The following is a 10612-nucleotide window of genomic DNA, read 5'->3' as shown; positions in this document are numbered from 1 at the left end:
AATGTATAAATCCATACATACAGAATATGCGCTATCACTATTAGCCCAAGCCGAAGCAATGGGCACAAAAATACAGCTCACCCATGCAGCCATTGGCGATGGCGGTGGTATTCCAGTATTTCCCAAATCAGACCAGAAACAGCTTGTACGTGAACGCTATAGAGCAACGTTAAATCGAGTTTATCAAGACCCTGAAAGACAAAATAAATTTACTGCAGAATTTATTTTGCCCATCAATGTTGGTGGCTGGGTTTGCCGTGAAATTGGAATTTTTGACAACAACGGAAATCTGTTTATTGTCGGTAATTTACCAGATACTTTTAAGCCAGATGCGGACAATGGAACATTTGAAGATTATGTATTCAGAATTCCTTTTTTTGTTGGCAATGCCGAAACAGTTCAAATCAATATTGATCCAAATATTGTTACTGCTACGCATCAGTGGATTGTGAATACAATTACACCAGCCTATTTGCTTCCTGGCGGAACCACTGGACAAGTTTTAAAAAAGCTTAGCAATGGTGATGGGGATACAACTTGGGGTGATGCTTCTGATGCTGAAGTATTTGTGAATACAATTGAAGAAGAACAGTCATTGGTGGTTGATCAGTTCGTTGTGGAGCTTAGCACCACCACGACCCATGGTGCAGCTGTTTACATTAATGGCGAACGCATCACGAATAAAAGTGGTGAAGATGGCTGGCTTGCAACATCAGATACAAGCTTAACCTTAGGTAAAACTTATCCTGATTCAAAAATTTTGATTGTTCAAAATGAACCATTAGGCGCAGCGCCTTACCCATTGGCTCAAAAAAACAATCTTTCTGATATTTTGAATAAGCCAGAAGCACGTCAAAACTTAGGTGTAATGAGCGCTGATGAAGCAAAACATAATGACTGTCCACCAGGTACTGTTATTACACTTGCATCATCTTCAATTCCTACAGGATATCGATTATTAAAATGTAATGGTGCAGCTGTATCACGCTCTGTTTATGCCGATTTATTTGCTGTAATTGGTACTGAATATGGGGCAGGTGATGGCATTTACACATTTAACATACCTGATGCACGTAGTGAATTTCCACGTTATGCCGATGATGGACGAGGAATTGATACTGATCGTGTTGTTGGTAGTAAACAATATGATGATGTCAAATTAACAGGTTCATTTCAGACTATTCAACCTAGCGGCTTTATCAACGAAGGTATATTTAGAAAAAAATCAGGATCGCAAGCTCGTATTGCAGGTTCAGCATCTAACTTTGAACATAATGAAATAACTGTTAGTGGTGGTAAAGAAACACGACCACGTAACATTGCTTGGCTTGCCTGCATCCGATATTAAGGAATAAATGATGAATCAAAAAAAGGTCTATCAAATAAATTACTCAGGTCTTTTTATCGGAGAAACATTTGCTGATGAATCTCCATTAGAACCTGGTATTTTTCATATCCCTGCAGGTTGTGTTGAATTAGCACCGCCTGAAAAGTGGCCAGAGGACAAATGGCCACGTTGGAATGGATTCAAATGGGAACTTATCCAGAAGCCACAGGTTCAGCAAGTTGCTTCAGCAGAAGAAAAATTGGCTGAATTTTTGGCACAAAACCCCGATGTACTTAAACTAATAGAAAAATAATCTTCTCATTTGTATATAACCCATATACAAGCTCATCCAATCGCAATTGAAAAGCCATTTTGTAAGCCTGTGATCTGAATATAAAACAACAGATCACAGGCTAATTTTATGGCTACAGATTCATATCATCACGGTGTCCGGGTTTACGAACTCAATGAAGGCACACGTCCCATTCGAACCGTTTCCACGGCTGTTATTGGCTTAGTAGCAACTGCTGAAGATGCAGATCCGCTGGTATTCCCATTAGACACCGCAGTACTTTTAACCAACGTACAAGGTTCAATTGAAAAAGCAGGGACTAAAGGTACGCTGGCACGTTCACTACAAGCCATTGCAGACCAGACCAACGCAGTCATTGTTGTTGTACGTGTAGAACAAAAAACCGATGAAGCAGAGCAAACCACTGCCGTTATTGGTGGACAGGTCAACGGCAAATATACAGGCATGAAAGCTTTGCTGACTGCCGAACAGAACCTCAAAGTTAAACCACGCATTTTAGGTGCACCAGGTCTCGATACTGCAGCAGTCACATCTGCATTTGGTGGTATTGCAGAAAAACTTCGTGCATTTGTTTATGTGTCAGCACATGGCTGTGCAACCAAAGAAGAAGCAGCTGCATATCGCGACTCAATCGGTTCGCGGGAAACCATGATCATTTGGCCAGATTTCTTAGGTTGGAACACAGTTTCATCAAGTACCACCACGTTTGAAGCAACCGCTCGAGCACTTGGTCTACGTGCAAAAATCGACAATGATACGGGCTGGCATAAAACCTTGTCTAACGTACCAGTCAATGGCGTGACCGGTATTTCAAAAGATGTCTATTGGCAGCTGCAAAGCATGGATACCGATGCTGGTTATCTGAACTCAAATGAAATCACTACGCTTATCCAACGTGACGGCTTTCGTTTCTGGGGTTCACGGACCTGTTCGGCAGACCCGTTGTTCCAGTTTGAAAACTACACCCGTACTGCACAAATCATTGCCGACACTATGGCTGAAGGGCATATGTGGGCTGTGGACAAACCACTTCATCCAAGCTTGGCGCGCGACATAGTGGAAGGCATCAATGCCAAATTCCGTGATTTAAAAACAGCTGGTTACATTATCGATGCATCGTGTTGGTTTGATCCGAATTCGAACAGCAAAGAACAACTTAAAAATGGTCAATTGATCCTAGATCACGACTACACACCTGTACCGCCACTCGAAGACTTAACCCTTCGTCAGCGCATTACAGATAAGTACCTGGCTGATTTTGCTTCACGTATGACTGCATAAAAAAGGATTATGAGCGATGGCTTTACCAAAAAAATTAAAAATGATGAACCTGTTTAACGAAGGTAATTCTTACCTTGGTCAGACAGGAGAGGTCACCATTCCAAAACTGTCCCGCAAGCTGGAAGACTGGCGTGGCGGTGGCATGCAGGGCAACGTCAAGATTGATCTTGGTCTTGGCGATGACGCCACAGAATTCAACTGGAAATTGGGTGGACTTGATGCACTGGTGATTAAACAGTTTGGTGCAGCCACAGTCGGCGCACACATGCTGCGTTTTGCCGGTTCATATCAGCGTGATGACACCGGTGAAACAACAGCAGTCGAAATGGTGGTCCGTGGACGTCATGAAGAAATTGATTTCGGCAACCAGAAAGCAGGGGATGACACAGAAACCTCCGTCAAAACCATTTGGTCATATTACAAACTCAGTATCGATAATGTTGTCATCATTGAAATCGATATTGTGAACAATATTTTCATTGTTGATGGTGTGGATCTGAATGCAAAACACCTTGCCAACATTGGTCTCTAGTTTTCCTACCCTTCTGTAGTTTTCGAACTGCAGAAGGTTTTTTATTATTTTCGTTTTTAACAACCATTTTTAGGAATTATTCACATGAATATTCAAAAACCAGAGCAAAATGTAGCAGCAGAACTTACACCTGACCAAATCGAAAATCAGAAATTACTGTCTGCAAATCCTGACGTACAAATTGTTGATTTAGATGAGCACATCAAAATTGGTCAAACAACCTATACGCAAATTGAAGTACGTAAACCTTCTGTTCCTGCACTGCGTAAAATTCGTATTGCAGACATTCTCAATGGTGATATCAATTCCATTTGTACCATTTTACCACTGTGCACCACACCGACTATTTCACAATCCATGCTTAACAGCGGTGTCGTGGAACCGGCAGACATTGTGCAGCTCGGTGGAGCGGTGATTTATTTTTTGCAACCGAAATCAGTACGTGCGGAGCTATCACTCCCACAGTAGAAGATGCAATGGCCAATATTGCGGTGGTGTTCCACTGGTCACCGCAAGCCTATGAAGACATGTCACTTACAGAACTGATGCAATGGCATCAAAAAGCCATTGAACGAAATGGATCCGATGCCGAATGAAACAATTAAGATTAGAAGTTATTTTTGGGGGAAGAAATAACCTCAGCCCAGCTTTAAAGCTTATTGTTGGTAGCAGTAATGCTGCCAGCAAAGCTTTAAAGAAAACAAAAGATGAAATTAAAGCCCTCAATGATCAGCAAAAGAAAATAGATGGCTACACAAAACAGAAAAAAGCTGTACAAGATAATGCGAAAGCACTTCAGGATCTTCAATCACATATCAAGTCTTTGCGCCAGCAAATGTCTGCCAACCCATCAGATGCTTTAACAAAAGAATTTGATAAATCTGTCGCAAAAGCACGCAAGCTTAAACAGGAATATGAAAAAAATCGTATAGAACTGCAACGCATGCGTACCGAAATGAACAATTCAGGACTCTCGACGAACCGACTGGCAGATCATCAGCAGCGTTTGCGTAATCAGCTCAATCAAGCCAATCAGGCGTTGCAAGAACAGCAGAACCGACTACGTCGCATGAATCAGATACAACAGAACTATCAGCGTACATCTGGAAATTTACGTTCTGCGGCTATGTACGGTGCGGGTGCAGCGGCAACAGGCATTGGTGCAATGTATTCAATGCGTAAGCCTATCGATGAAACCAAGCATGTTGAGGTTGAAGAAAATAGGATTGCATCTTTAGGTTTAGGTAAAGAATCCACAAAAGAAGCCATTCAATATGCTAAAGCCATGAAAACCTTTGGTACATCTACGCTTGATAATTTGCAATTGGTACGTGATGGCGTAACTGCATTTGCAGACGTACATCATGCAAAAATGGTTGCACCCACATTGGCTAAAATGAAATTTTCCAACAAAGCCATGTATGGCGATGACGGAGCAGAAAATGAAAAAAAATTCATGGATATGCTTAAAGTCATTGAAATGCGTAACGGCTTAAAAAGTGAAAAAGCCTTCCACGAACAAGCCAATATCATTCAGCAGGTTATTACAGCTACTGGTGGACGTGTACAAGCTGAAGAATGGCTAAATGTGATCAAGACTGGTGGTATTGCAGCCAAAGGCATCGACAACAAGGCGTTCTACTACAAATTGGAACCATTGGTGCAGGAAATGGGTGGCTTCCGAGTCGGTACAGCCATGATGTCCGCTTACCAAAACGTTTACCAAGGCCGTACGACTAAACGTGCTGCAAATAATATGGAACGTTTAGGATTGATTGAAGACCCGAGTAAAGTCAAACATGACAAAGCAGGTCAAATTTCATTTTTAGATGTTGGAGCCATTAAAGGGGCCGAACTCTTTAAGAAGGATCAATTTGCATGGATGGAACAGGTTCTGGTACCGCAATTAAAATCCAAAGGCATTACCAAAGAAGGCGATATTATCGATGCAATGGGCAGTGTTTTTACTAACCGGACTGCATCCAACCTGTTTGCTCAAATGTATATGCAGCGTGAGCAGATTCATAAAAATGCCAAGCTCAATTCAGGTGCAGACGACATTGACCAGTTAAATTCCAAGGCAATGGGCACTACAACGGGTAAAGAAATTGAAGCAAAGGCCAATCTACATGATGCTTATCTCAAGTTCGGTACCACAATTCTACCGATTTATACCAGTGCCATTCAAACAGCAACAGTTGCACTCCAAGGCTTTAATGGCTGGATGGAACGCAATCCAACCTTGGCAAAAATGCTGGGCGTGGGTTTATTAGGTATTGCAGCCAGTCTTATTGTGATTGGTGGGGCACTCGCAGTATTTTCACCGCTTATTCTGGGCATGTTAAGTCTTCGGCTCATGATGGCAACGTTTACTGGATCCACGGCCATATTCGCTCGGGCATTTTCAGTATTACCCGCCATTTTTAATGTCGTTAAAATGGCATTCATGGGCTTGGGCAATGTATTTATGTGGTTAGGTCGACTTATGCTGACCAACCCAATTCTATTGGCCATCACAGCCATTGCGGTTTCTGCCTATCTCATTTACAAAAACTGGGGACCCATTTCTGTATTCTTTAGTGATTTATGGACCAAAATCACAGCCATTTTTGCACCTATCGGGGCGTGGTTCGGAGCACGCATTACCGAAGCCAAAACGGCTTTTTCAGGCGGTATTCAAGGCATGAGTGCACTTATTCTGAACTGGTCGCCTATCGGGCTGTTTTATGCAGTATTTGCTAAGGTTCTAAGCTGGTTTGGCATTGAACTCCCTGCAAAGTTTACTGGCTTTGGCGGCATGATCATTGATGGTTTGGTTAATGGTATTAAATCAGGTTTTAACAAACTCAAATCAATCTGGTCAGAAGTGACAAGCTATATACCTTCTTATTTCAAAGAAAAACAAAAAATTAGAAGTCCATCGCGTGTCATGGCAGGGCTGGGTGGTCACATCATGGGTGGCTTGCGCTTAGGTCTACAACAGGGTTTTCCAGAACTAAAAACCAAGTTTGCAGACGTGCTCGGTATTTTTAGTCCAAACATGTCCGGAGTAATGCAAAAGATTAATGTTGCTCCGGCACTGGTCAAAATAAAAACCTCACATGCACAACCAGTCGGCAGCAGCCGTGGTGACATTACGGTTCAGGGTGACACCATTACTATGCACATTCATGCACAGCCTGGGCAATCCGTACAGCAGATCGCGCAAATGGTGGGGCAAATGCTGGATCAGCGTCAACGTCAAAAAATGCAGCGCGTACGCGACAGCTACCAAGACTCAGAATAAGGAAAATACACAATGATGATGATCTTTGGCATGTTTGTATTTTCAATACCAACAGCAACTTATCAAAGCCTGCAACGTACAACAAGTTGGCGACACGCAAGTAATTCTCGCGTCGGTCAAGCACCGGCATATCAATATACCGGCCCCGGAGAGGACAACATTACTCTCGATGGTTCAATTGTTCCTGAATTTGGCTCTCAACTGTCTCTGACCGCATTACGTTTAATGGGCAATACCGGAATGTCCTTTCCGCTTATTTCTGGAAGCGGGAAAATCTATGGTATGTGGAAAATTGATTCACTTGATGAAACCCAGACCTATTTTTTTAAAAATGGTAAACCACGCAAAGTCGAATTCAGTTTGAAACTCAGTAAAACCAAATCCGCAGGCGCACTCATTTCCGGGGTAGTGGGTGCAGTAGCGGGGAGTTTGTTTTAATGAGTATTCTTTCAGTAATCAGCAATAAACTAGATGACAGCTATCCTCAAGCAATCTTTAAGCTGAAAACTTCAGGAAATGACCTTCGTAAAGAAGCCGTTGAACGACTAATGAGTTTAGTGATTACAGACAACCGTGGTCTAGAATCAGATTCACTTGAATTACAGTTTTCAGACCATGACGGCATCCTTAATATTCCGGCCAAGGGGGTTGTAATAGAGGCATGGATCGGCTGGAGCAATGAAGGGTTGGTCTATAAAGGCCAATATACCGTGAAGGAAGTCGAACATTCCGGTGCACCGGATGTACTGACTATTCGTGCAACCAGTGTCGACCTAAAAGCGGGACTGAAGCAGAAAAAGGATCGTAGTTTTAATAACGTCACACTTTCAGAAATCATGTACGCAATTGCATTTGAACATGAGCTCGATGTCATGATTCATGAATCGCTTGCTCAGCACAAAGTCATTCATCTTGTTCAAAATGAATCAAATGCCAATCTATTGACTCGGCTGGCAGATGAACACGATGCCATCGCATCGATTAAAAATGGCACTTTATTATTTATGCCTAAAGGTGCAGCACAAACCGTTTCTGGGCAAACTTTGCCAACGTTCATGATCACTCGTGATAAAGGAGATCAGCACCGCTACAGCAATACCGATGGTGGGGAAGAGATTACCGCAGTCCGAGCCTGGTATTACGATGCTGAACAGGCAAAGAAACTCGAAGTCGTTTATGGCGATGCAAGCAACCAGAACATTAAAGAACTTCGCCATATTCACCAGGACAAACAGTCCGCAACCTTGGCAGCAAAAGCTAAACTGGCTGACTTAAAACGCTCGGCACTCACATTCAGCTATACGCTCGCATTGGGCAAGCCTGAACTTATTCCGGAAATGACTTATCTGTTTGATGGTTTGAAAGAGCAGATTGATGATATTTACTGGCTAGGTACACGAGTTACTCACACTTTGGATGCAGACAATGGCTTCACTACAGGGCTTGAATTGGAAGTATTCTGTCCGGATGCCGATGACGTGGCAGAACTGTTTGAAGACCAGTTTGAAGTAGAAAAAGACAAGAAATGGACAGGGGTAGTGGTTTATTACCAATCAGGCGATAAAGCTGTATCGCTGACAAAAGGGGATCAATCCAATCCCAAACACTTCACTTATTTATATATCAGCAAGGAAGCTGCTCAAGCCCGTTTGAATCGTGAATTTGCCTTGCTGGATCCGGAGACTGGGAAGTTTTCAGCGCATAATGAACTTGAAATTAAACCCTATACCGGTCTTAAAGCACAATATACGGTCGGTAAAAAACCTGCACCGCGCTATTGGGTAACCTTGGGTGATCAATCCAATCCGAAAGTGATTGATAACGTCTATCAAAGTAAAAAAGCCGCAGAAAAACGCTTAAAAAGCGAATTACCGCGGCTTAATGCGAAGAAGGATATGCTACAACAGGTCAAAGCCGACAATTAGAAATTGGTAATAATGAGTTCATTGCCATTGTGATCTTCATGCGCTGCTTTGTTATTTACAGACCAGCGTATTCTTTTCTGTTCAAACTTATAATCTTTAAATAGTTCACGAACTTCAGGTGTATCGTTCAGGCTTAAAATGAACTTTCCTTTAATTTTGTCCAGCTGCTCTTTTAAATTATAAAAATCCTGTTTAGACCAGATCCCATGCCCATAATCATTTTCACAATCCCAATAGGGCGGATCCAGATAAAATAATGTCTCAGGTGCATCCATTCGCTTAATCACATAGTCATAACTGGCATTTTCAATGACTACGTTTTGCAGCCGGTCATGAATAGAACTTAAGTGTTCCCGCAGTTCATCACCTAGCTTTAAACTGGTTTTACGTTCACGACTATAAGAAAAGCTGCCGTCCAGCTGGCAGCTAAAAGCAGCTCTTAATAAATAATAAAAATTGGCTGCACGTTGAATGTCAGTCAGGTTACGTTCATTTTTTCGCATTTCATTAAAAATGCTTCGTGAAAATAAATGGTGCTCAAATTCAGCCAAGAAGGCATCAAAATGAAATTTTAAAATGCGGTATAGATTAACCAGATTATCATTCACATCGTTTATGACTTCAGCGCGAGAAGGCGTTTTTTTAAATAAGACCCAGCCAGCCCCCCCAAACACTTCAACATACGTTTTATGTTCAGGCATCATTTCAACAATAGTGCGTGAAAGTCGTGATTTGCCACCTAGCCAGCCAGAAAAGCTATGACCTTTAGGATTGTATTGCGGTGTTACAGAAGAGTTGTTCATCAATCTTACCTGTTGTTAAAGGACGCTCTGGGCGTTCAGGTAAGGCACTCAAGGTGCTCTGGAAGTCATTTATCGTTTTACAGCGGGGACATTTAATCTCTATGTGATTAAACAGTCCTATTTTTGCCAGTAGCTTGAAGCAGCAGCTACACTTTAAATTTTGCATGATTTTTTTACTAAATAAAAAAACAACCTGATCATATAAAAAATTAACATTTCTAACAAATATTTATTCTTTTGTATAAAATAGACTAAATATTTGTATAAGAAGGTAAAAAATGACAACACCTGCTTTAACACAAAAAAATAATGCAAGACCTCAATTACTCTGTCCTCATTGTACTGCGACCAATCTTCGTATTCGCTCCAGCAATCAAAAGCATCCACTTTTAAAAACAATATTTCTGCAATGTCCCAATATTTATTGTGGTTTCACCTGCAGCGGAAATATTGAGATAACACATGAAATATCACCAAGTGCTGCGCCCAATCCTGAAGTAAACCTCATGACGCTTAAAGAAATAACTGGGCGTAAAGCAGCAAATGACGAAAATATGGAGAACAATGAAAATGATTAAATGCTCTATATGCAATCGACGCTGGTTTTTCTCATCAAAAGTTAAATGCAATTGTAAGGCTGAACAATTAAAAGTACAGGCAGCGGCTTTACCAGTAAGACGTTCCATTCAAAACAACAACGATAATGATATAGCCTTATTTGCTATGCATCAGCAAGAGACGCTAAAGCAGCAATATTCAGATTTTTCCGAATCTTGTCGTACTGAACTTCCTTCTTCAGGTTTTCGGTCTTTTGACTTAAGCCCATCGCACTGCAATTCATTACATGACAGCAGTTCATCAAGCAGTTATGAAACTTCGTCAAGTTATGACAGTGGATCTACGTCCAGTTCAAGTTGGGATTAATACAATGACCGAAGTACTAGTACAATCCATAGAAGCCAGATCTGCAGGTTTAATCGTTTATTTAAAAGACGAAGATGAATACCAGAATATAAAAGAAACTTTGGCTGATTTTCAGGAAAAAACAGATAAACCGATTCTAATCTGTCTCAATGAAAAAATTGAATTACTCAATATTGAAGACCTTAAACGTTTTGGTTTACAGCGTATAGAAATGTGAGGTC

14 protein-coding genes are annotated in these 10612 nt (G+C 41.5%); 12 read left to right on the top strand and 2 right to left on the bottom strand.

All coding sequences use genetic code 11. The features are described from left to right. The first annotated feature begins 1 nt into the window (after position 1). The 9 genes from B9T30_RS01705 (at position 2) to B9T30_RS01665 (ending at position 8664) form a co-directional block, all read left to right on the top strand. Complete coding sequence (locus tag B9T30_RS01705) at positions 2-1348, top strand: phage tail protein (protein ID WP_086183500.1); 1347 nt, start codon at positions 2-4, stop codon at positions 1346-1348. Between the two features lie 10 nt (positions 1349-1358). Further along, on the top strand, positions 1359-1640 hold the full coding sequence (locus tag B9T30_RS01700) for a phage tail protein (RefSeq protein WP_086183499.1): 282 nt from the start codon (positions 1359-1361) through the stop codon (positions 1638-1640). A 108-nt stretch (positions 1641-1748) separates the two neighbouring features. Further along, a complete protein-coding gene (locus B9T30_RS01695) occupies positions 1749-2921 on the top strand; it encodes a phage tail sheath protein (protein ID WP_086183498.1) in 1173 nt (390 codons plus the stop codon). A 16-nt stretch (positions 2922-2937) separates the two neighbouring features. Continuing rightward, the gene (locus B9T30_RS01690; RefSeq protein WP_086183497.1) at positions 2938-3453 is read left to right on the top strand and encodes a phage major tail tube protein; all 516 of its coding nucleotides are present in this window, start codon (positions 2938-2940) and stop codon (positions 3451-3453) included. A gap of 84 nt (positions 3454-3537) precedes the next feature. Continuing rightward, on the top strand, positions 3538-3921 hold the full coding sequence (locus B9T30_RS01685) for a phage tail assembly protein (RefSeq protein ID WP_086183496.1): 384 nt from the start codon (positions 3538-3540) through the stop codon (positions 3919-3921). Positions 3922-3929: 8 nt separating this feature from the next. Further along, complete coding sequence (locus tag B9T30_RS01680; RefSeq protein WP_086183495.1) at positions 3930-4049, top strand: GpE family phage tail protein; 120 nt, start codon at positions 3930-3932, stop codon at positions 4047-4049. Further along, on the top strand, positions 4046-6739 hold the full coding sequence (locus tag B9T30_RS01675) for a phage tail tape measure protein (protein ID WP_086183494.1): 2694 nt from the start codon (positions 4046-4048) through the stop codon (positions 6737-6739). Before B9T30_RS01680 ends, B9T30_RS01675 begins: the two co-directional genes overlap by 4 nt. 12 nt (positions 6740-6751) lie before the next feature. Then, positions 6752-7177 carry a phage tail protein gene (locus B9T30_RS01670; protein WP_086183493.1) on the top strand — a complete coding sequence of 142 codons (426 nt, stop codon included), beginning with the start codon at positions 6752-6754 and terminating at the stop codon, positions 7175-7177. Further along, the gene (locus B9T30_RS01665; protein WP_086183492.1) at positions 7177-8664 is read left to right on the top strand and encodes a contractile injection system protein, VgrG/Pvc8 family; all 1488 of its coding nucleotides are present in this window, start codon (positions 7177-7179) and stop codon (positions 8662-8664) included. The genes B9T30_RS01670 and B9T30_RS01665 overlap by 1 nt, the downstream gene beginning before the upstream one ends. Here the strand turns inward: B9T30_RS01665 and B9T30_RS01660 are convergent. Together B9T30_RS01660 and B9T30_RS16840 are read right to left on the bottom strand one after the other, a co-directional pair. Beyond that, positions 8661-9467: a DNA adenine methylase gene (locus tag B9T30_RS01660; protein ID WP_086183491.1), complete on the bottom strand. Its 807-nt coding sequence runs from the start codon at positions 9465-9467 to the stop codon at positions 8661-8663. The two genes, B9T30_RS01665 and B9T30_RS01660, sit on opposite strands and share 4 nt — an antisense overlap. After that, positions 9430-9633, bottom strand: coding sequence for a Com family DNA-binding transcriptional regulator (locus tag B9T30_RS16840; RefSeq protein ID WP_086183490.1), 204 nt, complete (start codon positions 9631-9633; stop codon positions 9430-9432). The genes B9T30_RS01660 and B9T30_RS16840 overlap by 38 nt, the downstream gene beginning before the upstream one ends. 112 nt (positions 9634-9745) lie before the next feature. On the opposite strand from B9T30_RS16840, the gene B9T30_RS01650 reads away from it, so the two are divergent. Genes B9T30_RS01650 through B9T30_RS01645 form a run of 3 tightly spaced genes read left to right on the top strand, consistent with a single transcriptional unit; the run spans position 9746 to position 10608 of the window. Further along, positions 9746-10045: an ogr/Delta-like zinc finger family protein gene (locus B9T30_RS01650; protein ID WP_086183489.1), complete on the top strand. Its 300-nt coding sequence runs from the start codon at positions 9746-9748 to the stop codon at positions 10043-10045. Further along, positions 10032-10391, top strand: a complete 360-nt coding sequence (locus B9T30_RS16305; RefSeq protein ID WP_143223183.1) for a hypothetical protein — start codon at positions 10032-10034, stop codon at positions 10389-10391. The genes B9T30_RS01650 and B9T30_RS16305 overlap by 14 nt, the downstream gene beginning before the upstream one ends. Before the next feature lie 4 nt (positions 10392-10395). Continuing rightward, positions 10396-10608, top strand: a complete 213-nt coding sequence (locus B9T30_RS01645; protein ID WP_143223182.1) for a hypothetical protein — start codon at positions 10396-10398, stop codon at positions 10606-10608. Positions 10609-10612: the final 4 nt, after the last annotated feature.

This window comes from Acinetobacter sp. ANC 4973 (assembly GCF_002135275.1).
GTDB classification, from domain to species: Bacteria; Pseudomonadota; Gammaproteobacteria; order Pseudomonadales; family Moraxellaceae; genus Acinetobacter; species Acinetobacter kyonggiensis.
Note: the sequence above shows the minus strand (reverse complement) of the source record. Positions and strands in the feature narration are given on the sequence as shown.

Coding starts and splice junctions, on each gene's coding strand:
- B9T30_RS16305 (WP_143223183.1), top strand. CDS start 10,032: ATGAAAATGATTAAATGCTCTATATGCAATCGACGCTGGTTTTTCTCA.
- B9T30_RS01700 (WP_086183499.1), top strand. CDS start 1,359: ATGAATCAAAAAAAGGTCTATCAAATAAATTACTCAGGTCTTTTTATC.
- B9T30_RS01680 (WP_086183495.1), top strand. CDS start 3,930: ATGGCCAATATTGCGGTGGTGTTCCACTGGTCACCGCAAGCCTATGAA.
- B9T30_RS16840 (WP_086183490.1), bottom strand. CDS start 9,633: ATGCAAAATTTAAAGTGTAGCTGCTGCTTCAAGCTACTGGCAAAAATA.
- B9T30_RS01650 (WP_086183489.1), top strand. CDS start 9,746: ATGACAACACCTGCTTTAACACAAAAAAATAATGCAAGACCTCAATTA.
- B9T30_RS01665 (WP_086183492.1), top strand. CDS start 7,177: ATGAGTATTCTTTCAGTAATCAGCAATAAACTAGATGACAGCTATCCT.
- B9T30_RS01690 (WP_086183497.1), top strand. CDS start 2,938: ATGGCTTTACCAAAAAAATTAAAAATGATGAACCTGTTTAACGAAGGT.
- B9T30_RS01685 (WP_086183496.1), top strand. CDS start 3,538: ATGAATATTCAAAAACCAGAGCAAAATGTAGCAGCAGAACTTACACCT.
- B9T30_RS01695 (WP_086183498.1), top strand. CDS start 1,749: ATGGCTACAGATTCATATCATCACGGTGTCCGGGTTTACGAACTCAAT.
- B9T30_RS01675 (WP_086183494.1), top strand. CDS start 4,046: ATGAAACAATTAAGATTAGAAGTTATTTTTGGGGGAAGAAATAACCTC.
- B9T30_RS01670 (WP_086183493.1), top strand. CDS start 6,752: ATGATGATGATCTTTGGCATGTTTGTATTTTCAATACCAACAGCAACT.
- B9T30_RS01660 (WP_086183491.1), bottom strand. CDS start 9,467: ATGAACAACTCTTCTGTAACACCGCAATACAATCCTAAAGGTCATAGC.
- B9T30_RS01705 (WP_086183500.1), top strand. CDS start 2: ATGTATAAATCCATACATACAGAATATGCGCTATCACTATTAGCCCAA.
- B9T30_RS01645 (WP_143223182.1), top strand. CDS start 10,396: ATGACCGAAGTACTAGTACAATCCATAGAAGCCAGATCTGCAGGTTTA.